This is a genomic window from Nitratireductor sp. WH36-1, from assembly GCF_058725515.1.
The window spans coordinates 3,956,999-3,979,477 of sequence record NZ_CM178970.1; the positions used below are offsets into that span (position 1 = coordinate 3,956,999).

Annotated in this window: 21 protein-coding genes and 1 tRNA gene; 16 read left to right on the plus strand and 6 right to left on the minus strand. The window is 61.5% G+C overall.

From position 1 onward, the window contains the following. The first annotated feature begins 51 nt into the window (after positions 1-51). The 6 genes from AC4PTT_RS18855 to AC4PTT_RS18880 all read left to right on the plus strand — a co-directional run bounded on the left by AC4PTT_RS18855 (position 52) and on the right by AC4PTT_RS18880 (position 5,894). Entirely contained in the window at positions 52-1,149 is a 1,098-nt protein-coding gene (locus tag AC4PTT_RS18855; protein WP_492161861.1) for a M24 family metallopeptidase, read from the plus strand. 137 nt (positions 1,150-1,286) lie between these two features. After that, a complete protein-coding gene (queC, locus tag AC4PTT_RS18860; protein WP_492161862.1) occupies positions 1,287-2,030 on the plus strand; it encodes a 7-cyano-7-deazaguanine synthase QueC in 744 nt (247 codons plus the stop codon). After that, positions 2,023-2,379 (plus strand): 6-carboxytetrahydropterin synthase QueD, encoded by a 357-nt coding sequence (queD, locus tag AC4PTT_RS18865; protein WP_113153887.1) that lies wholly within the window; start codon positions 2,023-2,025, stop codon positions 2,377-2,379. Before queC ends, queD begins: the two co-directional genes overlap by 8 nt. Then, on the plus strand, positions 2,376-3,095 hold the full coding sequence (gene queE / locus AC4PTT_RS18870) for a 7-carboxy-7-deazaguanine synthase QueE (protein WP_492161863.1): 720 nt from the start codon (positions 2,376-2,378) through the stop codon (positions 3,093-3,095). The genes queD and queE overlap by 4 nt, the downstream gene beginning before the upstream one ends. A 15-nt stretch (positions 3,096-3,110) precedes the next feature. Beyond that, a complete protein-coding gene (queF, locus tag AC4PTT_RS18875; RefSeq protein ID WP_206553532.1) occupies positions 3,111-3,578 on the plus strand; it encodes a preQ(1) synthase in 468 nt (155 codons plus the stop codon). A 267-nt stretch (positions 3,579-3,845) separates the two neighbouring features. Then, positions 3,846-5,894 carry a flagellar hook protein FlgE gene (locus AC4PTT_RS18880; protein WP_492161864.1) on the plus strand — a complete coding sequence of 683 codons (2,049 nt, stop codon included), beginning with the start codon at positions 3,846-3,848 and terminating at the stop codon, positions 5,892-5,894. A gap of 16 nt (positions 5,895-5,910) precedes the next feature. Here the strand turns inward: AC4PTT_RS18880 and AC4PTT_RS18885 are convergent, their stop codons facing one another. Then, positions 5,911-7,011, minus strand: a complete 1,101-nt coding sequence (locus AC4PTT_RS18885; RefSeq protein ID WP_492161865.1) for a glycosyltransferase family 8 protein — start codon at positions 7,009-7,011, stop codon at positions 5,911-5,913. A gap of 34 nt (positions 7,012-7,045) precedes the next feature. Then, the gene (locus tag AC4PTT_RS18890) at positions 7,046-7,864 is read right to left on the minus strand and encodes an FkbM family methyltransferase (protein WP_162742225.1); all 819 of its coding nucleotides are present in this window, start codon (positions 7,862-7,864) and stop codon (positions 7,046-7,048) included. Positions 7,865-8,065: 201 nt separating this feature from the next. Between AC4PTT_RS18890 and AC4PTT_RS18895 the strand changes: the two genes are divergently transcribed. Further along, positions 8,066-8,596 (plus strand): MarR family winged helix-turn-helix transcriptional regulator, encoded by a 531-nt coding sequence (locus AC4PTT_RS18895; protein ID WP_492162624.1) that lies wholly within the window; start codon positions 8,066-8,068, stop codon positions 8,594-8,596. Further along, complete coding sequence (locus AC4PTT_RS18900; protein WP_492161866.1) at positions 8,593-9,375, plus strand: DNA alkylation repair protein; 783 nt, start codon at positions 8,593-8,595, stop codon at positions 9,373-9,375. The genes AC4PTT_RS18895 and AC4PTT_RS18900 overlap by 4 nt, the downstream gene beginning before the upstream one ends. A gap of 729 nt (positions 9,376-10,104) precedes the next feature. On the opposite strand, the gene AC4PTT_RS18905 is transcribed toward AC4PTT_RS18900, so the two are convergent. The 3 genes from AC4PTT_RS18905 to AC4PTT_RS18915 form a co-directional block, all read right to left on the minus strand. Then, entirely contained in the window at positions 10,105-10,479 is a 375-nt protein-coding gene (locus tag AC4PTT_RS18905) for an SGNH hydrolase domain-containing protein (protein ID WP_492161867.1), read from the minus strand. Between the two features lie 17 nt (positions 10,480-10,496). Continuing rightward, entirely contained in the window at positions 10,497-12,101 is a 1,605-nt protein-coding gene (locus tag AC4PTT_RS18910) for an acyltransferase family protein (RefSeq protein WP_492161868.1), read from the minus strand. 503 nt (positions 12,102-12,604) lie between these two features. Further along, positions 12,605-12,694 (minus strand) — tRNA-Ser (locus AC4PTT_RS18915). Positions 12,695-12,912: 218 nt separating this feature from the next. On the opposite strand from AC4PTT_RS18915, the gene AC4PTT_RS18920 reads away from it, so the two are divergent. From AC4PTT_RS18920 to AC4PTT_RS18945, 6 genes are all read left to right on the plus strand, one after another. Beyond that, a complete protein-coding gene (locus tag AC4PTT_RS18920; RefSeq protein WP_206544402.1) occupies positions 12,913-13,224 on the plus strand; it encodes a hypothetical protein in 312 nt (103 codons plus the stop codon). A 372-nt stretch (positions 13,225-13,596) separates the two neighbouring features. Further along, a complete protein-coding gene (locus AC4PTT_RS18925) occupies positions 13,597-14,589 on the plus strand; it encodes a BMP family lipoprotein (RefSeq protein WP_113153878.1) in 993 nt (330 codons plus the stop codon). Between the two features lie 128 nt (positions 14,590-14,717). Next, positions 14,718-16,100 carry a dipeptidase gene (locus AC4PTT_RS18930; protein WP_113153877.1) on the plus strand — a complete coding sequence of 461 codons (1,383 nt, stop codon included), beginning with the start codon at positions 14,718-14,720 and terminating at the stop codon, positions 16,098-16,100. Positions 16,101-16,117: 17 nt separating this feature from the next. Then, positions 16,118-16,735 (plus strand): ribonuclease D, encoded by a 618-nt coding sequence (locus AC4PTT_RS18935; RefSeq protein ID WP_297561444.1) that lies wholly within the window; start codon positions 16,118-16,120, stop codon positions 16,733-16,735. 111 nt (positions 16,736-16,846) lie between these two features. Beyond that, a complete protein-coding gene (locus AC4PTT_RS18940) occupies positions 16,847-19,150 on the plus strand; it encodes a transglycosylase domain-containing protein (protein WP_492161869.1) in 2,304 nt (767 codons plus the stop codon). Between the two features lie 74 nt (positions 19,151-19,224). Beyond that, entirely contained in the window at positions 19,225-19,968 is a 744-nt protein-coding gene (locus tag AC4PTT_RS18945; protein WP_206544400.1) for an SDR family NAD(P)-dependent oxidoreductase, read from the plus strand. 88 nt (positions 19,969-20,056) lie between these two features. Here the strand turns inward: AC4PTT_RS18945 and AC4PTT_RS18950 are convergent, their stop codons facing one another. Then, a complete protein-coding gene (locus AC4PTT_RS18950; protein ID WP_206544399.1) occupies positions 20,057-20,503 on the minus strand; it encodes a baeRF12 domain-containing protein in 447 nt (148 codons plus the stop codon). Positions 20,504-20,732: 229 nt separating this feature from the next. Between AC4PTT_RS18950 and cysG the strand changes: the two genes are divergently transcribed. After that, positions 20,733-22,160 (plus strand): siroheme synthase CysG, encoded by a 1,428-nt coding sequence (gene cysG, locus AC4PTT_RS18955; RefSeq protein ID WP_206994446.1) that lies wholly within the window; start codon positions 20,733-20,735, stop codon positions 22,158-22,160. Further along, positions 22,160-22,468 (plus strand): DUF2849 domain-containing protein, encoded by a 309-nt coding sequence (locus AC4PTT_RS18960; RefSeq protein ID WP_492161870.1) that lies wholly within the window; start codon positions 22,160-22,162, stop codon positions 22,466-22,468. The genes cysG and AC4PTT_RS18960 overlap by 1 nt, the downstream gene beginning before the upstream one ends. The last annotated feature ends 11 nt before the right edge of the window (positions 22,469-22,479 follow it).

A 22,479-nucleotide genomic window follows, 5' to 3' on the forward strand; every position in this document is an offset into this window, starting at 1 on the left:
CCGGGGCGGCCTCTTTCCTTTGCATAGCGCCATTCTTTTCAGGAGTTTCTGATGTCCAACACCTCCGCCCGGCGGCTTGAGGCACTGCGCCAGCGCATGAGCGAAACCGGCACCGACCTGGTGGCCATCGGCCCGTCCAGCCACATGGTCTACCTTGCCGGCCTCGACCCGCACGGCGACGAACGCCCCGTCATGCTTCTGATCTCGAAGGATCATGCCGGCTTCCTGATGCCCGCGCTCAATGTCGACAGCTCGCGCCAGAAGACCGACCTGCCCTTCTTCCCCTGGCGCGACGATGACGGCCCGGACGCCGCCCTTGCCGGGCTTCTCAAGGCATCGAACCTGCCGGACACCCCGAGCGTGGTGATCGACGAGACGATGCGCGCCGATTTCGCGCTGCTCCTGCTCGACGCGCTGCCGGGCGCAAAGCGCCGCTTCACCGACGACACGGTCGGCCACCTGCGCGCCCGCAAGGACGAAGACGAGTACAAGCGCCTGAAGGCGAGCGCGGTGCTCAACGACAAGGCCGCCATGGCCGGTTTCGATGCACTGAAGCCTGGCGTCACCGAGCTGGAAATCTCCGCAGCCATCCGCGACGTCTACAAGGCGGCGGGTGCGGTGCCGGTGTTCACCAGCGTCTGCTTTGCCGGCAATGGCGCATTCCCGCATCACCACACCGGCGACACGAGGCTGAAGGAAGGCGACGCGGTTCTCATCGACACCGGCGGCCGGCTGGACGGCTACCCCTCCGACATGACGCGCGTCGGCTACTACGGAAAGCCCGATGCGGAGTTTGAGAAGGTCTACGCCATCGTCGAGCAGGCAGTTGCCGCGGCTCTTGCAGCTGCAAAGCCCGGCGTCACCGCAAAGACCATCGACAAGGCCGCGCGCGACGTGATCACCGAGGCCGGTTATGGCGATTTTTTCCCCCACCGCACCGGCCACGGGCTCGGCATCGACATTCACGAGCCGCCCTACATGACCGCCACCTCAGAGACGGTTCTGGACGAAGGCATGGTGTTCTCCATCGAGCCCGGCATCTATCTGCCCGGCAAGTTCGGCCTGCGGCTGGAAGAGATCGTCATCATGCGCGCCGACGGTGCGGAGATCCTCTCCGACCTGCCGCGCACCGCGCAGCTGCGCGGATAGAGGCTCACAAAACCAGGCGGCGGTCGGGAAACCGATCGCCGCTTTTCTTTGGGCTGAAGGTCTGATACGCCTCCAGCCGCCGGAGAGTTCCGGCACCGGTCGCAGCCTACCCGGTCATTAAAACAAGGAACCCGATCATGAAAACGCTCGTCGTCTGCTCAGGCGGACTCGATTCCGTTTCCCTTGCCCACAAGGTGGCGCGGGAACAAAACCTTATTGGCCTGATCTCCTTCGATTACGGCCAGAGACATCGCAAGGAGCTGGATTTCGCGGCAAAGGCAGCCGCCCGGCTCGGCGTCCCCCACGACCTTCTCGACATCTCCGCCATCGGCCGGCATCTGGCGGGCTCCGCCCTCACCGACGCCATCGACGTGCCGGATGGTCACTACGCCGAGGAGACCATGCGCGTGACGGTGGTGCCCAACCGAAACGCCATCATGCTCACCATCGCCTTCGGCATTGCCGCAGCGCGCGGGGCCGATGCCGTGGCCGCCGCCGTTCATGGCGGCGATCACTTCATCTATCCCGATTGCCGGCCGGGCTTCATCGATGCGTTTCAGGCCATGCAGGACGCCGCCCTCGAAGGCATGGGCGCGGTCAGCCTCTACACGCCCTTCGTGAACGGCTCCAAGGGCGACATTGTGCGCGAGGGCGCGCGCGCTGAAACGACCTTTGCCGAGACCTGGTCCTGCTACAAGGGCGGCGAAAACCATTGCGGGCGCTGCGGCACCTGCGTGGAGCGGCGCGAGGCCTTCTACGAGGCCGGCGTTCCAGACCCCACCCTCTATGACGATCCGGACTTCTGGCTTGCCGCCACACAAAGGGCCACCGCACAACAGGTCACCCCACGACAGCCCACTGGGGAGGCAGACCATGTATAGGGTCAGCAAGGAGTTTCATTTCTCCGCCTCGCACCGCCTGACGAACCTGCCCGACGACCACCCTTGCGCGCGGCTGCACGGGCACAATTACATCGTGGTGGTGGAACTGGCCGGCGAGCGGCTCGACAATCACGGCTTCGTCCGCGACTACCGCGAGCTCAAGCCCCTGAAAGACCATATCGACGACACGCTCGACCACCGGCACCTGAACGAGGTGTTCGGCCATGACGGCGTCACCGCCGAGTTTCTGGCCAAGGCGCTTTTCGACTGGTGCCGGACGCGCTGGAGCGAGGTGACGGCGGTGCGCGTGAGCGAGACGCCCAAGACCTGGGCGGAATACCGCCCATGAGCACGCTGCGCATTGCCGAGATTTTCGGCCCCACGATCCAGGGCGAAGGCGCATTGATCGGCATGCCGACCGTGTTCGTCCGCGCCGGTGGCTGCGACTATCGCTGCCGCTGGTGCGACAGCCTCCACGCCGTCGACAACGCCTATCGTCATGACTGGCTGCCGATGCAAAGCAAGGATGTAATGGACCGCATAAGGGACCTCTCCGGCGGCACGCCCGTCATGGTTTCGCTGTCCGGCGGCAACCCGGCGATCCAGCCCTTCGAACGGCTGATCGATACGGGCCGCGCCGAGGGCTATCGCTTCGCGCTCGAAACACAGGGCTCCATCGCCCGTGACTGGTTCGCAAAGCTCGACATGCTGGTTCTGAGCCCCAAGCCGCCCTCCTCCGGCGAGACGGTGAACTGGGAGCGTTTCGACGCCTGCGTCGCCGCCGCCGGCGATGCGCCCATGGCGATGAAGATCGTCATCTTCGACGAGGCCGATTATCGCTGGGCGCGGCATGTGGCGGACCGCTACCCCGCCCTGCCCCTCTACCTCCAGCCCTGCAACCACACCCCGCCGCCGCCAGAGACCGAGGACGCCTCCATCGACATGGAAGGCATTCTGGAGCGCATGCGCTGGCTGGTGGACCGCACCGTTGCCGACCGCTGGTTCTCCCCCCACATCCTGCCGCAGCTTCACGTGCTCCTGTGGGGCAACCGGCGCGGCGTCTGAAAGGAAGCGACCGCAATGACCGACAAGACCATTTACGACAATCTGACCCTTCTCGGCGGCAAGACCGAACTGCCCGCATCCCCCGAAGAAGCCGTGCTCGAACGCGTGCCCAACCCGCAGGAGGATGTGCGCTACGCCGTGCGCTTCACCGCGCCGGAATTCACGTCGCTCTGCCCGCTCACGGGCCAGCCCGACTTCGCCCATCTGGTGATCGATTATGTGCCAGCCGGCTGGCTGGTGGAGAGCAAATCGCTAAAGCTTTATCTCGGCGCGTTTCGCAATCACGGCGCGTTTCACGAAGACTGCACCGTCTCCATCGGCCGCCGCCTCTGCGACCTTCTGGAACCCCACTGGCTGCGCATCGGCGGCTACTGGTATCCGCGCGGCGGCATGCCCATCGACGTGTTCTACCAGACCGGAGAACCGCCAAAGGGCGTGTGGATCCCTGATCAGGGCGTCCCGCCCTACAGGGGGCGTGGCTAGGGAGAGGACCCTAGGTCCTGGCACCAGAGAGAGGAGCGTTCTCTGAACAGCTTCTCTCCGTCTGGATACTAGTTCACACGCACCAAGCAAAAACAAAAAGCCGACTAAATACATTTAATTTAATCAAGAAATTGGATTTGAATACTTTTTACTGAAAAACAAGAGTAAAGCCTCGCGCAAGCTAACGCCCCTACTCCTCATCTTGATTTTATATAAATGAGGGTTGCCATGAGCCTTTATGGAACGATGCGAACAGCAGTCTCCGGTATGAGCGCACAATCAACGCGCCTTGGAACTGTTGCTGACAACATCGCAAACTCTGGAACTAGTGGCTACAAACGCGCCAGCACCGAGTTTTCATCAATGGTGATGCCCAACACTGGAACCGGTTACACTTCAGGCGGCGTTTCCTCATCCGTCAGATATGCGATCTCCTCTGAAGGCGTGCTGAGCTACACCACCTCGGCCACAGATCTCGCGATCAGCGGCAACGGCTTCTTCGTTGTTTCCGACAAGAATGGCGCGCCAAGCCTAACACGCGCGGGCGCTTTCGTTCCCGATAGCAACGGCTACCTCGTGAACGCCGCCGGTTACAGGCTTATGGGCTATGACTACGCTAATGGCGTTCCAGCCCCCACCGCCAACGGTTACGCAGGCCTCGTCCCGGTTTCATTACGGCAGGACGAGCTCATGAGCGCACCATCCACCTATGCAAGGTTCGATCTCAATGTTCCGGCTGAAGCCCAGACCAACGGAACAGCGGTTTCCGGAACACCGCCGTCGGAAAACGGACCATACACCGCCTATTCGTACCGGACGAGTTTTGCCCATGGCGGACCGCTGGGAGGTCTGGCCGGCGACGTCTACTATACCAAAGTCGCGGACAACACCTGGGAAGTCACCGTCTTCGCCAGGGACCAGTCATCACCCGCAGGCTTTCCCTATCCGCTTCCAACACCAGGCCTGACTGCAACCACGACATTGACGATGGACCCGACGACCGGCGCAATCACCGGCGGCAATCCGCTGGTCACGCTCTATCCCGGCGGCGAACCACTCGGCATCGACCTGTCCGGCGTCACACAGAACGCAGCACCTGCGGGAGCGCCAGGTTATCGCCCGCACATGAACCTGGCGTCCAATACTCCGGCAGTCGCCCCGGGCGACCAACGACCATCCGACAACGACCCTGCAAGTATCTTCCATATACGCCAGCAAATGTCCGGCTACACAGGACTTGGCGCCCCCGTAAACATCGATGCCTACTACACCAAGGTCGGCCCCGATACATGGGAAGCCAGCTTCTTCGACAGTGCTCTGGCAGGCCCGCTTGGCTTTCCTTACGGCACAGCCGGCGATCCGCCGCTTGCCACGACGACGCTGGAGTTCGACCCCGTCACCGGCGCACTTGTCTCGGGCTCGCCCGCCAGCATTCCGCTCGGTGGCGGTGACACGTTCGTCATTGATTACACGGACATGGTCTCTCTGGACGACAGCCATCCAGACTGGGACGACGAGCTCGGCTCCATAGCGGTAAACCTCAACCTGTCGCCATTCGCGCCGGCTCTTGAGCCCTACATCGCCGGCCTGACGCCCGCCAACAACGCCCCCAACAGCGCTTTCACCAACAAGACATCGTTTGTTGCTTACGACAATCTCGGCGGCGAAGTGCTTCTCGACGTTTATCTGACCAAGGGCCCCGATAATCACTGGGAAGTCACCGTCTTCAACCGGGCCGATGCATCTGCGCATGGTAGCTTCCCTTATGGCGCGCCCGGCAGCGCGCCTCTGGCGACCGGCCTGGTCGAGTTCGATGCAAACTCCGGGCAGTTGATTGATGGTGGCCTGTTGACCGTACCGGTTCCGAACGGGGCTGAACTTACACTCGACATGACCAGCATGACGCGGCTGGCCGCCCCATTCACCGTGCATGACATGAGCGCCAATGGAACGAGCCCCGCCACGGCCAGCGATTACACGATCTCGGATGACGGCATTCTCTACGCCGACTATGGCGAGAACGGCCTTGTGCCTCTTTACCGGCTTGCGCTGGCCACCGTTCAGAGCCCTGACCAGATGTCCGTTCATTCAGGCAACATCTTCCGCCCCAGTGCGGATTCCGGCGACGTACGTCTCGGCTTTGCGGGAGCCGGCGGATATGGCGAAGTGGTTTCTGGCGCACTTGAAAACTCGAATGTCGACCTGGCCGAAGAATTGACGTCCATGATTGAGGCGCAGCGCAGCTATACTGCAAACTCTAAGGTCTTCCAGACAGGCTCCGAACTCATGGACATTCTCGCGAACCTGAAACGCTAGATGGTTCGACACTTCTTCAAGAACCGACGCGCACTGAAAGCAGCGCATCCCTGTCGAGGCGCGTCCTGAAGAAGCGGCCGTCGAAATAGGTCTCGTCGCGGATATCGGGCAGCGCCTCGGCCGTCATGTCGGCGAAGCGCCCTTCGGAAAGGCGCGCGGAAGCATAGTCGGCGAACACACCGATGCGGCGCTGCCGTTCCCGCCCTACGCGCCGCTCCTTGCGTGAGGGAAAACCGTGCGCCGCCATCTTTCTGCGCAACCAGAATTTGAAGCGCTGCGGCCCCGTCAGTGTGAGCGGGCGCGCCAGCGCTGCGGCGTCGCAGCCGGCATCTTCCAGAAGCGCATCGTACACATCGATGATGGCTTCATCGATATTGGTCGCGGCGTCGCCCCGGCGGTCGAACCAGGGCTTTTCATACTGACAGAAATGCACGAACACCGGATCAATGGCCGCAAACATGCCGAAACCGAGCACCGACGCCTGAAAATTGAAACGCGGGCTCAGCTCCGTCCATGCGCCATCGAAGAGCCAGGCAAGAAAATCCTGATCGAAACGCTCGGCCTGCGGATATTTTTCAAAATATTCGACAAGCCTGCCGGCAAAGTCATGCTCCCGCCAGCGCTGCGGGTCGATAACCAGAAAGCCCGAGTTGAAGCCACGACCGGATGAAATGCCCAGCGTCTCCAGCCAGTCCTCCCGGCACAGATTTTTGGCCGTTGGCGGCAGCTCGAAAAGCGTTCCGTAATCTTCCACGGCGGCAAGACCGGACGGCAGATCCACATCCCAGATCGCGTCATCGGGCTTCATGCTCAGGACATCGGCATCGAGATAGATCAGCCGGCTATATTGCTGCAGGCGCGCCGGAGCAAACAGCCGGAGATAAACGATATGCGGCCAGCTGCGGCTGCTCGGCAGCCCTTCCGGAAGACAGGGCATCAACGCGTCGAAATGATAGTGAATACGCCCTTCATGCTCGACCTGCCGTACGGTGGCTGCGGGATCACGCCTTTCGACAAAGATGTGAACATCGCAGCCCCAGCTGCGCGCAATATGCAGGGCCTGCGCGCTGGCAATGCAGCACATCCCCTCATCGACGACAAAATAGAAAGCGTTCAAAACCTTGCCTCGGAACAGGCAAGGCTTCCGTTTCCTATCTGAAAAGAAAGTCCACTTGCCGATCAAATTTCGAAATATCGAACTCGGGCATTGAGTTCCAAATAACGCCGTCCTTATGAACGACGGCCCACTCTTTCCAGCACGCAAAAACGTCATTTGAAAGGCGACGGATAGCCGGCGAATATTCTACGCAGAACGGCAGCCCCGCCATGGAGGGCCAGCCGGCGATGGCGTCCCCCTCGAAGCCTTCCACATCCATCCAGACCAGTCCGATCTCATCCGGTGACACGCCCAGATCGGCCATCACGTCCTCGATGCGCACGACAGGCACATCGACGGCAACGCCGCTGCCGCCATCGTGCAGAAGGCTGCTCGCACCGGTGTTGAGCGTGTTGAGAAAAAGCCGGGCCTCACCGGGCTCCCTGCCGGCCGCCGCTTCCATGATCGTCACCCGGTCGGTCAGATCGTTGATGGCCATGTTGGCCTTGAGGATCCACAGATGTTCCGGGTGCGGCTCAAAGCAGATCGCCCGTTCGAAGCCGCCGAACTTGAGCGCATAGATCGTCTGGGTTCCGATATTCGCACCGACATCGACAAAGATCCCGCGCCGCGCCGCCGCCTCGAACACCGCCATGGTTTCTTCCCGAAACCAGCCCTTCTCCTGCCGAATGGCTTTTCCGATACACTGGTCCTGAATGCTGACCGCACATCGGTGATCATCGAGCTCGACGATCAGCGCGCCCGCTTCTTCATAAAGATGCCGCTGAAAATACCGCGAACGAATGAGCGGCTTGATGATGCGTTCGTCCCGAAAATTCCGGGCGCTCTTTTCAAGCGTCTTGAGAAAACCCATGGCCTGCATCCCGGATAACCGCGCGGAAACACAACCTTAATGACAGAGCCCGGCGATCACGACAAGCCTGTGGTTGCGGGCCGGATGGAGAGAGCAGGAATTGGTGGATGCCCCGCCGAAGACCATGAAACCGAAATCCACGCAAACGCCACCGCCCACAGATTATTGACTATAATTAGGCACCGTATTATATGCCGCCATATGAATGAGATGCTTGAACAGAAACACCTGGCGCTGCTGAACGAAGCCGAGCGCCGCGCCACCGCCCCCACGCACAACATCCGCGCATGTTTCGAGCTGCTGACACTGGCCGGCGCGATTGATCGCGACTGCGCCGCCCGGCTCGCGCCGCACCGGCTTTCCGAAAGCAAGTTCGTCCTGCTTTTTCTCCTGCACGACAAGCCCGAGGGGCTTTCGCCGCATGAGCTGGCGGAACGTGCAGGCGTGACGCGCGCAACGATCACCGGACTTCTCGATGGCCTCGAACGCGACGGCTTCATCGCCCGCCGCGGCGGCCTTGATGACCGGCGGAAGGTCGCCGTCATCCTGACCGAAGCAGGACAAAAGACGGCGCGTGACCTGTTCAACGAACACACCGAATGGGTCGCTTCGCTGTTTGAAGGCTTCGCCGACGACGAGCGCAAAACGCTGAACACGCTCCTGCAACGCATCTGGCAAAATCTGGAAACCGGCAGACCACAGGCGGGCCAGCCAAAGGATGCGCGCGCATGAGCGCAGCAAAGCCCGCAGGGCGCAGCGTCAGGGATATAAGCCCGGATCGCCTCGCCCGCCTCAATGCCGGAGAGATTGAAGCCGCGACGCTCACCGAGTGTCTCGCCGTCGATTTTGCCGTGCTCATGGGCAATGTCCTGCCGGAAATCGGCACAGACACGCTGGCCGAAATGAAACAGAGCGCAGCGCAAGGCATATCAAGACGCATGGCGCTTGCCGCGCAATTGATCCGGCAGGAGCTTGGCGACACCGTATTGGACCGGCTTGGGCAGCACCCTTCGGACACCGCGCGCGGCTGGGCCTGCTTCATGGTCGGCGCGGCCCAAATGCCCCTTCACGACAGGCTTGCGGCGATACGGCCCTATGCCGACGACCGGCATTTCGGCGTGCGGGAATGGTCGTGGATGGCCGTCCGCCCGCATCTCGCCGCCGAACTCGAAAGCGCCATCGCGATGCTGGCCGCGTGGAGCGCAGATCCATCGGAGCGCGTCCGGCGCTTTGCCTCGGAGGCGATCCGCCCGCGCGGCGTGTGGTGCACGCATATCGGCGCGCTGAAGACACAGCCACAGCTTGGGCTTCCGGTCCTCGAACCGCTTCGAGCGGACCCTTCCGGCTATGTGCAGGACTCGGTTGGCAACTGGCTGAACGACGCCGGAAAAGACCGGCCGGACTGGGTTCCGGCCCTGTGCGCCCGGTGGTCCGCCGAAAGCCCGACACCTGCGACAGCCCGCATCTGCAAGCGCGCCCTTCGCTCGATCAAACCCGATCTGCAACGTTGAACCGGAAGTGAACCATGGCGCACCGTTTACTCAAACAATCGGTCTACCTTTCCCTCACAAGATTGGTGTTCTTGACGCAACGAGCTTCAAAACGCCCTACGGCACCGACACGCCCTTTGCCTTCCTAATGGCTTGGCCGTCCCTGCTCAGAACCAGCTCCTTGAAGACCAACAACCGATCGGCTTGCATCTTTAGAGCATACTCAACGCATCTTTGCAGGATATGACTCTGTTTGAAACGAAGACTCCTGCGGAGGAGCCAAAATCAACTACTCGAAGAAAAGGGCCCGCGGCGCTTCAACTTGGAAATGCTCCGAGAGAAGTACCCTAAACGGCAATCTTAGTCCTATCTCTCAGCCCCAGTCGCCCAATTGTTCAGTCTCCGCAGCTTAGCCAACCCGCAAGGATGTCGGGTTTCAAGCGGGGATGCGTCAGAGATTGTTTGCCAATGGCAATTCTGTCGTAGTGGTTGTGCAAGCGGCTGGCATTGCGGCCAAACTTATCGCAGCGAGCTTCCTCATACCGCTCCCTCTGATCTCGCAGATAAGGCTAAACCGTCAGGGCCAGCGGTTCAGCATGCTATCCGACAGGCTTAATTTCAGACCAATACGCGCACGCGCCGGAGAACTGCCGCAGCATGCCAACTTGAAACAGATGATAATAGGGGAAAGAGCCCGAAAGGGACTACCACCCGCAATCCTTCGCAGGAACACGTCAGTCTCAACGAGATTCAGCTCGGATCGTCGAGAGCCTTTTCGAGCCATTCTGCCACCAAAGGTCTAGCACGCCGTGCGGCCTCCAAACTGGCGTGAGAATACACGTCCCGGTACAGCAAGACGCCATCACGGTCTGTGTATTCGCAAATCTCATCAGGGCAAAACACATCAAACAGATCTAGCACCTGGATCTTTCCAGCATCGACCAGCGACTGGAGTAGCGTTGCCATAGGCTGGAAACGCTCGATTGTGTCTACGCGGCTGTAGTACCGACAAAGTGAAAGCTCGGCCGATTGTCGCTGACGGAGCGCCATCTGCGGCGTGCATTGCGCATCTCGAAGAAACGGAAGCGGCCCTAAAATTGAGAGGCCAATATCACGTGTCGCCAACTCATCACTCAAAGTTATCAGACCGTTGCGAAGGTCTTCCCGCGCCTCCCCCCCCAATCGGATTCGTTTTCCGGCGACAGCTTCTCGAGGTCGCTGACAATCAACACGTGGTCACCCGGCTCCAAGCGCTGCAGCAAGCCAGGAATTACCCGCGTCCAGTAGTCGACGTTTGCTTCCGGGCTATGGGACCGCCACTCAATATCGGGCACGGGTGAACCGCCGAACTTCGCACTCAGAATGAAGCTCGTTTCCACGCCATTGTATATATCGCCGACGTCAAACGCAGCGGCAAATGCCGGTGCGTAACTATTGCCGATAATCAGAACCCGGGAACGGGCATTGTCTAAGGTCTCTCCGACTGTACATCGCTCAATGTCAATTTCCTTGCCGATATCCGAGTTGTCGACAAGCGTACAGTCGCGGCCGGCCCAAACAGTTCCGTTCTCGGAAATATATGGCAGAAAAAGCGAAGACCGCCCTAGCGACGCGTCCATATCGAGCTGATGGCCGAGCAGCGCCTGCTTCCCCACAACATTGTAGATGTGCAGCCCGCCCGCGGCGACCGCTATCGCAACGAGTCCGACACCCAACTCGCGGCTCGGGGTCGATGACCAAGTTGCGTGGCGTAGCGGTTGTTCAAGGTAAGCCCAAGAGAAATGCGCGATGATGATCGAACCGAGAATTCCAAGAAAAGCCGCACTTGTATGAAGCCCGACCGTCCAAGATAAAAACACAGCAATCGGCCAATGCCACAGGTAAAGCGAGTATGAGATTTTTCCAACGTAAGTAGATGCTCTCGCTCGCAGTATCCCGACTGGTTCAATATCCTCATGTATCCAGTACAGTGCGGCGCAGGTAGCGACAGAGCAAAACACCGTTGCAATCTGGCGGTCGATGTCGATCGGAAAAAATAGCAATATGGCAATCGAAGCCACGACAATCGTTTTGAGTTCAACGACGCCTCTGGACGAACGTTTTCGCGAGAAGCGATTTTGAAGCAGGAAAGCGAGTGCCCCTGCGGCGATCTGCCAAAACCGAAACAGGACTATGTAAAAGACCGCCAACGGATCGCTGTTGAACACGACGCCCCAACTCACCAAGGACAACAGCAGCAATCCCGCGAGAAGGTACGTCACCCCCTTCCACCCGCCAAGCCGCCATCCAAGCCAGAACATCAGAGGAAAAACGAAGTAGAACTGCTCCTCAACTCCGAGTGACCAAGTATGAGTGAACGGATTCAATTTCGAATTAATTCCAAAATAATCCTGCTCTGCAATATATAAATAGTTGTTTGCGAAACCTATAACGGCCGCAACTCCAGTATTTATGCTTTGCTCTGGAAACGGATCAATCAAGGATATTACGACAGACGTAATTATAATCATGCACATAAGTGCCGGCATGATTCGCTTTATGCGCCTTGTGAAGAAATCAATCAGAAAATTACTTAGAGAACGGTGTGACCTACGATATATGGAAGCGGTGATCACAAAGCCCGAAATTACGAAGAATATATCCACACCCAGTCCGCCGTTCGGAAGACTTTCCGGGAAAAAGTGGTAGGCTAAAACTGAAAGTACCGCGAGTGCGCGCAGCCCATCGATTTCTGCCCGGTAGGTCATTGAGCGTCCAGCCTCCAAGTCTCCAAATGCTGACACGCTTTCAATGAGTAAGCCCACGTCTTGGGAGGGAAATCGCCACGGCTTCGTTCTCCGTGACCTATGCTTGACGGTCGTTTAATCGCACATGCGCGCGGTTGCAATAGGACGACCCTCGGCGCTGGCAGACATATCCGAGCCTCACGCCGCAGCGGCTTCGAACCCGCCGGAGCTGACACTGACCACGTTTTCGCAGAAGTAAGCGCGGGCACCCGAGGCGTTGAGTTTTATCACACCAAAGGCGCAGAAGGTTTTTTGTCAATTACAACGCGCGCGACGTTTTTTTTCCGACGGTCACATACGGGAAGGGGAAGGCAGCCCGGCTAACCCTATCATGATTGACACCCCAAAAAGGGCATACGTCGCCGTTCACAGTTATACACCGCGCGCTTTGAGGGTAATTCTTAGGGCGAGAAGGGTGTTAAAAAGCGCAAGCTCAATAATCCCGATGCTGTACCCTAATTCAATGGCGGAGAGAGAGGGATTCGAACCCTCGATACGGTTTCCCGTATACACGCGTTCCAGGCGTGCGCCTTCAACCACTCGGCCACCTCTCCACGGCGCTGCATTTTTCAGCTACGCGACGCTCATCTAGTCGATCTGATCGCGAATGCCAAGACCAGTCTGTGACAGATTTGCAATTTGACGCATTTTCCTGTGTCCGGAGTTCACAAACGCTCAACTTTCCGTAGCGCAATTGCCATCCCGCGCACCGCAGCCTATGTCTCGACAGGTAGTTTCAAATGCACCGCGCGAACACACCCAAGGGGAAGCGATGTTTCGCTTGATCTTTCGAATCCTGGCCCTGTTTGCCCTGGCCGTCGCCGTCGTGATGGCGGTGATCGACGCCACACGCTCCATCGCCGCTTCCGCGCTCATCGTCACCCCGCTGGGTGAAAGCTGGTATTCGGTCTCGCCCGATACGCTCAATCTCAGCCAGGCGCTGATCCAGCGCTACACCTTCCCCGTCATCTGGGATCCGGCCATCATCTACATTCTCACCCTGCCGGGCTGGCTGGTCTTCGCCGTGCTCGCGCTTCTCTTCCACGCCATCGGATACCGGCGCAAACGCCACGCCTTCTCATAAGGCGCGCGGAAAGAGACCGCACAGCCAGGCAGCAGATCGCCCGCTTTCGTACGGCCACAAAACGCGCGCTCCGAACTATTGATATGTCCGAAAACCGGATTCCACTTTTCGGCCCGATGCTCTCCACTGAACCCCGGCAAGACTATCCAAAGTCGTTTTTCCGAACGGTCAAAATTCCACGTGAAATTTGAATTCAGCCATGCAAGAGTGCTGGCAAGAGGAGAGTAATTTGCTTTCCTCATGCCGTCCCCGCTGGTCCACGGCCGGTTACGGGATGCTCGCAAGGGCGCGGGAGCGAACGGGCCTTGGTTCCGGTATCCGCTTCTGCGGCACAGGCAAAAGAGACAGGATAACCGACAGGGTGTGGATCACATGAAGCGTATTGTCCTCGGCCTTCTGGCCGCAACCGCGATGTCCGCAAGCGCATTTGCGGATGAGATCGCTCCGGCTCTCATCTACGATCTGGGAGGCAAGTTCGACAAATCCTTCAACGAGGCAGCCTATAATGGCGCCGAGCGGTTCAAGGAAGAAACCGGCATCGAATATGTGGAGTTCGAAATCTCCAACGACGCCCAGCGCGAGCAGGCCCTGCGCCGCTTCGCCGAGAACGGCCGCAACCCGATCGTCATGGCCGGCTTCACCTGGGTGGACTACCTGAAAAAGGTCGCCGCCGAATATCCCGACACCGACTTCACCATCATCGATGATGCGGTGGATGCGCCCAATGTGCGCTCGGTGACCTTCAAGGAGCAGGAAGGCTCCTATCTGGTCGGCATGCTGGCAGCGCTCGCTTCCGAAACCGGCACGGTCGGCTTCGTCGGCGGCATGCAGGTTCCGCTGATCGGCAAGTTCGAATGCGGCTATGTGGGCGGCGCGAAGGCAGCCAACGCAGACGCCAAGGTCATTCGCAATTACACCGGCGACACGCCATCGGCGTGGAACGACCCGACAAAGGGCGGCGAGATCACCCGCACGCAGATCGACCAGGGCGCAGACGTGGTCTATCACGCCGCTGGCGGCACGGGCGTTGGCGTTCTCCAGGCTGCGGCGGATGCCGGCAAGCTCGGCATCGGCGTCGATTCCAACCAGAACGGCCTGCATCCGGGCAAGGTTCTCACCTCCATGGTCAAGCAGGTGGACGTCGCCGTCTACAATGCCTTCATGGACGCCAAGAACGGTGAGTTCAGCTACGGCCTTCAGGATCTCGGCCTTGCCGAGGACGGTGTCGGCTACGCCATGGACGACAACAACAAGGACCTCGTGACCGACGAGATGAAGGCCACCGTCGAGGCAGCCAAGCAGAAGATCATCGACGGCGAGATCGTGGTGCACAACTTCCTGAGCGACAACGCCTGCCCCTATTGAGGCAGCGCTTTCGCTCCGGCGACACATTCCAAAGGGCCGCCCGTGCGGCCCTTTTTCCTTTCCTCTCCGCGGCCGGAATGTGTTAGGCCGCTTCCATATTTTCTCCGTACAGTCTTCAGGAGCTTTCCATGTCCGATCTCGCCCCGGTTCTCGATCAGCTCGATCGTTCCATCGATCAGAGTCTGGAGCGGCTTTTCCACCTTCTGAAGATCAAGTCGATCTCGACCGATCCGGCCTTCACCGCCGACTGCCGCAAGGCTGCCGAATGGCTGGTGGACGATCTGAACTCCATCGGTTTCGACGCCAGCGTGCGCGACACTGAAGGTCACCCCATGGTGGTGGCGCATCATGATGGCGAAGGCCCGCACGTGCTGTTCTACGGCCATTACGATGTGCAGCCGGTCGATCCGCTGGAGCTGTGGGACGAAGACCCGTTCTCCCCGTCGATCAAGGAGATCGAGCCGGGCCGCAAGGCGATCCTCGGTCGCGGTTCTTCCGACGACAAGGGCCAGCTCATGACCTTCGTGGAAGCCTGCCGCGCCTATAAGGCGGTTCACGGCAAGCTGCCCTGCAAAATCACCATCCTGTTCGAGGGTGAGGAGGAATCCGGTTCCCCGTCGCTGCGCCCATTCCTGGAAGCAAACCGCGAAGAGCTTTCCGCAGAGTTTGCGCTGGTCTGCGACACCGCCATGTGGGACCGCGATACGCCGGCGGTCTGCGTTGGCCTGCGTGGCCTGGTCGGTGAGGAGATCACCATCAAGGCCGCCGACCGCGATCTGCATTCGGGCTTCTTCGGCGGCGCCGCCGCCAACCCGATCACGGTTCTGGCGCGCATCCTCGGCGACCTGCACGACGAGAATGGCCGCGTCACCGTGCCCGGTTTCTATGAAGGCGTGGAAGAAACGCCGGCAGAGATCCTGAAAACCTGGGAAGGTCTCGGCGAGACCACCGAGGATTTCCTCGGCCCCATCGGCCTTTCCAAACTGTTCGGCGAGAAGGACCGTTCCGCGCTGGAGCTGGTCTGGGCGCGCCCGACGGCAGAGGTGAACGGCATCACCGGCGGCTACACCGGCGAAGGCTTCAAGACGGTCATCCCGGCGGAAGCCTCGACGAAGGTTTCCTTCCGTCTCGTGCACAAGCAGGATCCTGAAAAGATCCGCGCCGCCTTCCGCGCCTTTGTCGAAGAGCGGCTGCCCGACGACTGCCGGGTGGAGTTCCATCCGCATGGCGGCTCGCCCGCCTTCCAGCTCGACTATGACATGCCGCTTGTCACCAGGGCGCAGGCCGCGCTGACCGACGAGTGGTCCAAGCCGGCGGTGGCCATCGCCATGGGCGGCTCCATTCCGATTGCCGGCGAATTCCGCCGCATGCTCGACATGGAGACGCTGCTTGTGGGCTTTGGCCTGCAGGATGACCGCATCCACTCGCCCAACGAGAAATACGACCTCAACTCGTTCCACCGCGGCCAGCGCTCCTGGGCCCGCATTCTTGATGCCCTGAGCAAGCAGTAAGCCGGGAAGAAGAAGACATGACCATCCGCTTTCACAAGAACGATCTGCCGGATCTCAGCAATTACGATGTCGACGCCGTGGCCATCGACACCGAGACGCTGGGCCTGAAACCGCATCGCGACCGGCTTTGCGTCGTCCAGCTTTCGCCGGGCGACGGCACCGCCGATGTGGTGCAGATCGATGCCGGGCAGAAGAAGGCGCCGAACCTCGTCGCCCTTCTGAAGAACCGCAAGATCACCAAGCTGTTCCACTATGCGCGCTTCGATCTGGCCGTGCTCTATCACAGCTTCGGCGTCATGCCGGAGCCGGTGTTCTGCTCCAAGATCGCCTCGCGCCTCACCCGCACCTATACCGACCGTCACGGCCTGAAGGATTTGTGCAACGAGCTGCTCGGCGTCAGCCTGTCCAAGGCGCAGCAATCGTCCGACTGGGCCGCCGAGACGCTTTCGCCCGAACAGCTCGAATATGCGGCATCCGACGTGCTCTACCTGCACCAGCTGCGCGAAAAGCTGATCGTGCGTCTGGAGCGCGAGAAGCGCACACGCGAGGCCGAGGCCTGCTTCCGCTTCCTGCCCACCCGCGCCAAGCTGGACCTGATGGGCTGGGAAGAAGCCGACATTTTTGCCCACAGCTGAGCGCAACCCGGTCGATTTCGTTTAATTTGACTTAACTGCGCCTTAAACCGCTGCCCTTTACTGTGCCCGCACTTGGCAATGCGGGCACAGGATCACGGGGCAACAGGCTGTATGGCGCGTAAGACGAAAAACCGAAGGATCGAACCGACATTCGACGCGCCCGCCGCGCGCCGTGGCGGCGATGATCTCAAGCTCGGTGACGCCGATCGCGTCGTGCCCTCGCGCCAGCGGCGCAAGCCCGCAAAGGGCAAGAGCACCAAAGGCGGGAAAAGCGCCCGCCGCGCAAGCCCGCGCCGCAAGAGCGGTGCCGGTGGCAGCGGTGGCGGTGGTAGTGGTGGCGGTGGTTTCTTCGGCTTCCTGCGCACCGCCGTCTACTGGTCATTCGTGCTGGCGCTGTGGGGCGGCATCGCCGCCGTGGGCATCACCGCCTATTACGGCGCCAAGATGCCCTCCGCCACCACCTGGGAAATCCCCGACCGGCCACCCAATGTGAAGATCGTCTCCGCCGATGGCGGGCTGATCGCCAATCGCGGCATGACCGGCGGCGAGGCCGTTGGCCTGCACGAAATGTCGCCCTTCATCCCGCAGGCCGTGATCGCCATCGAGGACCGCCGTTTCTATTCGCATTTCGGCGTCGACCCCATCGGCCTTGCGCGCGCCATGTCGGAAAACCTTCTGGCCGGGCGGCTGACCCAGGGCGGCTCCACGCTCACCCAGCAGCTTGCCAAGAACCTGTTCCTGAAGCCCGACCGCACCATTGAGCGCAAGGTGCAGGAAGTGCTGCTCGCCTTATGGCTGGAGCAGAAGCACTCCAAGGATCAGATCCTCGAAATGTATCTGAACCGGGTCTATTTCGGCTCCGGCTCCTATGGCGTCGAGGCAGCCTCGCGGCGCTATTTCAACAAGTCCGCGCGCGACGTCACCCTGTCGGAAGCCGCCCTCCTCGCGGGCCTTCTGAAAGCGCCCTCGCGCCTTTCGCCGGCGCGCGATCCGCAGGCCGCCGAAACCCGCGCGCAGGTGGTGCTGACCGCCATGCGCGACCAGGGCATGATCGGCGACAGCGAGATGACCACCGCCATGAGCCGGCCCGCCACCCGCGCCGCCGCCTACTGGACCGGGTCCGAACACTATTTCGCCGACCGTGTGATGGAAGAACTCCCCGGCCTCATCGGCGATGTGAAGAACGACATCATCGTCGAGGCGACGGTGGACTTCCGGCTTCAGAAACAGGCCGAAAAGACCATCCGCAGCCTGATCGACGAGAAGGGCGGCAAGCTGGCGGTCAGCCAGGGCGCGCTCGTCTCCATCGACACCACAGGCGCAGTGCGTGCCATGGTCGGCGGTTACGACTACGCCAACAGCCAGTTCGACCGCGCCTCCGAGGCACGCCGGCAGCCGGGCTCCGCCTTCAAGCCCTTCGTCTACATGGCCGCGCTGGAACAGGGCCGCCGCCCCGACAGCGTGCGCAATGACGCGCCGATCAGGATCGGCAAATGGAAGCCGGAAAACTACAAGGGCAAGTATTACGGCCCCGTCACCCTGTCGGAAGCGCTGGCCCGCTCGCTCAACTCCGTTGCAGCGCAGCTTGCCATGGAAGCCGGTCCCAAATCCGTGGTGGAGCTGGCGCAACGCATGGGCATCGAATCCGACCTCAAGGCCAACGCCTCCATCGCGCTCGGCACCTCCGAGGTCACGCCGCTGGAATTGACGGCGGCCTACCTTCCCTTCGCCACCGGCGGACTGCGCCCGGAGGTCCATTTCGTCACCCGCGTGACCACCTCCTCCGGCAAGGTGCTCTATCAGCATGACCGGCCACGCATGACGCGCGTGGCAAGCGCGGAAGTGATCGGCATGATGAATTCGATGATGCAGGGCGTGGTGGAAAACGGCAGCGCCCGCGCAGCCGCCATCGGTCGCCCCGCCGCTGGCAAGACCGGCACCACGCAGCAGTCGCGCGATGCGTGGTTCGTGGGTTACACCGCCGATCTGGTGACCGGCGTGTGGTTCGGCAACGACACGTCCAAATCCACCAGGGCGACGGGCAGCTCCCTGCCCGTTCCGGCATGGAAGGCTTTCATGGAAGAGGCCGAAAAGGGCCGCCCCGTAAAGCGCCTGCCCGGCTCCTGGTCGCCCGGCGCATCCTTCGGCGGCGGCGTCGCCGCGCAGCCTCAGGAGCGCCCCGTCCCGCAAGCCGCTGTTGGCTCTGGCGGCAATGGCGGCGGCAACACACAAGCGTCGCAGGCCTCTGAGGCCCGGCCTACACCGCCCGCCCCGGTGCCAGCCCCAGTGCCCGCACCCGGCGGCGGAAACCCCGACCACACGGCCTCCGTGCGCCGCCCCGTGCCACCGGCGGATGTCGGCGGTGCGCCGCAGCGCAGCCAGACCTCCATCCTCGACATCATTCTGGGAAATTAGAGTGCCGCCATCCGCTTTGCCTATCGCTTTCCCCTGCGCTGTCGCCTACATAGGAACGGAACAGGGAGAAGGGCATGGCGGACGAGCGGAAGACACTGGTTTTAACCGGCGCAAGCCGGGGCATTGGCCACGCGACGGTGAAGCGTTTTTCCCGCGAGGGCTGGCGCGTCATCACCTGCTCGCGGCAGGCGTTCGCCGATGACTGTCCATGGCCAGCCGGCCCGGAAGATCACATCAAGGTAGACCTTTCCGACCAGGAAGACGTGGGCATCGCGGTCGCCGAGATCCGGCATCGTCTGGAGGCCAATGGCGGCCGGCTCGACGCGCTGGTGAACAATGCGGCCATCTCGCCCAAGCTTGAGGGCGGCAAGCGCATGAACTCCATCGACACGCCCATGCATGTGTGGCGCGATGTGTTTCAGGTGAATTTCTTCGCCCCCATCATGCTGGCGCGCGGCCTCTTCCGCGAGCTTGGCAATGCGAAGGGCTCCATCGTGAATGTCACGTCCATCGTCGGCAGCCGCGTCCACCCCTTTGCCGGAACCGCCTACGCCACGTCCAAGGCCGCTCTCGTGGCGCTGACCCGCGAAATGGCAGCCGATTTCGGCCCCCATGGCGTCCGCGTCAACGCCATTGCGCCGGGCGAGATCGAAACCTCGATCCTTTCTCCCGGCACCGACAAGATTGTTGAAGGCATTCCGCTGCGCCGCCTCGGCCAGACCTCGGAAGTCGCCGACACGATCTTCTTCCTGTGCTCGGATCAGTCGTCCTACGTGTCCGGCTCGGAAATCCACATCAATGGCGGCCAGCACGTCTAAAACATCCCACGCGGCGTGAGGTGTAACAAACGTTGCAGCGTTTCCGGGAAACGCTGCAACGGCGCACGCCTGTCCGGCGCACAAGCTGCTATTGAAGCAGCACTTTCTCGATGTCGCTCACCGTGTGATTGGTCAGCGTCTTGGCGATCTCGCCGATGACCTTGTCTTCCACTTCCTTGTGCATTTCCTTGCGCAGCTCGCCCAGCACCAATGGCGGGGCGACCAGCACGAGCTTGCTGTACTTGCCCTTGTGCGCAAGCTTGTAGAGGCGCTCGGCGACATCGCCGGCAAAGCGCTCTTTCTCGATGCGGTGCCAGTCGGTCTCGTCCACGGCGCTGCGGTGCCCGCCATTGCCGTCATTGAGACGTCCCGGCCTGTCGGTGCCCTGCTCCCGGCTTGGCGGGTTCTCTTCCTGCATCAAACGCACGACCTGAAGGTTGGGATAGGTGGCGTCGCCTTCATTGCGAAGGAACAGCGCCTTCTCACCATCAGCGACCACAACCCATGTATCGTGTACAAGCCGGAACTCAGCCATTTCGATCTCCATTGCTCAAGTCGGTCTCCGGGAAACGCGGGCTGGCGCTTCCCGTTCCCACAAAACTGATATGGGTATCGCAGCGAAGCCGGGGAAGGATTTCCTGCGGAAAAGCGACGCTGCGGAAAAGCAATCTTGTCGCACCCCTGTGCCACGGTGAGTGTATTTCTTCTCAGGAACCCATGCAAACCGCCATTATTCCGGGCATCTTTCAACAAGGCTCGCGATCATGGCGACAGACACTCAAAAGCTTGCGGCTTTTCCCGTGTTCATGCGGGTGGAGAACCGCGCCGTCGTCATCGTCGGCAATGGAGAAGAGGCGCTTGCCAAGGCCCGCCTTCTTGGCCAGTCGCGCGCAGCACTCACGCTTGTCGCCGATGCGCCCGAAGACGCCCTCGTTTCCTGGGCGAAGGCCAACGGAGCGCATCTCATTCGCGCGCCCTACGCGCCGCGTTATCTCGACAATGCAGCACTGGTGTTCGCCGCCACCGATGATGAGGCGCAGGACCGCGCCATCATTGCCGATGCACGGGCGCGCTCCATCCCCGCCAATGCGGTGGACCGGCCCGAACTTTGCGATTTCTACACACCGGCTCTGGTGAACCGTGCGCCGCTCGCCGTCGCCATCGGCACAGAGGGAGCCGGCCCCGTGTTGGCGCAGATGGTGCGGGCGCGCGTGGATCAGATGCTCTCCCCGTCGCTGGGCGCGCTCGCCCATCTCGCCACGCAATACCGCGACGCCGTCGACCGGCTGGTGCCGCGCGGGCTCGCCCGCCGCCGCTTCTGGAAAGCGTTCTTCACCGGCGACACGGCGCATGCCATGGCCCGGGGCGACACGGCGGCAGCCCGCCGCAGCGCCTCCAGCCTGCTGGCCGCCGGCAGCGACATACCCGGCCACATCGCGCTTGTGGGCGCAGGCCCCGGCGCGGAAGATCTGCTGACGCTGCGCGCCCAGCGCCTGCTCATGGAAGCAGATGTCATTGTCTACGACGCGCTCGTGCCCGAGGCCGTGGTTGCCATGGGCCGCCGCGATGCGGAACGCATTTCCGTCGGCAAGCGAAAGGGCTGCCACTCCAAGAGCCAGGAACAGATCAACGATCTTCTGGTCACGCTTGGCCGCGAGGGCAAGCGCGTGGTCCGGTTGAAGTCCGGCGACCCGCTGATCTTCGGTCGTGCGGGCGAGGAAATGGCGGCACTGCGTGAAGCAGGCGTGTCCTACGAGGTCGTGCCCGGCGTCACCGCCGCCTTTGCGGCCGCCGCCGATTTCGAGCTGCCGCTGACGCTTCGCGGCATCGCCTCCTCCATCGTGTTCACCACCGGCCACGACCTGAAGGGCCGCACCCTGCCGGACTGGGCGAGCCTTGCCGTCTCCGGTGCGACCATCGCCGTCTATATGGGGCGCTCCGTGGCTGCCGATGTGGCTGGGCGTCTCGTCGAGGCCGGCCTCTCGCCGGACACCGCCGTGGCCGTGATCGAGAACGCCAGCCGCGACGACAAACGCCTGCTGCATGGAACGCTGAGCGACCTGCCTTCGCTTGCCGACCGCAGCGAACTGACCGGCCCCGTGATGACGCTGATCGGCGATGCCGTGGCTGGCGCAAATTTCGAGCGCTCCGAAGCGCTCGCAACCTATAAGCACCAGCTGGAGCGCGCGTGATGAAGATAGTAGCCGCCAATCGCCTGACCGATGGCGAAACCGTATGGCTGGGCGCAGGCGACCGCTGGGTCGATATGATCGACGCCGCCCATGTGGCGCGCGACGCCGAAGACGAAGCGCGCATCGCCGCTGCCGGCAGCGCCGCGCTCGCCGCCAACATCGTGATCGACGTCACACTGGTCGACGTGGACATCGCCGAAGGCCGCATCCTCCCCAAGCGCCTGCGCGAACGCATCCGCGCCGGCGGGCCTTCCATTCACCCCGAGATCGGCAAGCAGGCGCGCAACGCCGCGCAGCACGCCGCCTAACGTCAGGCCAC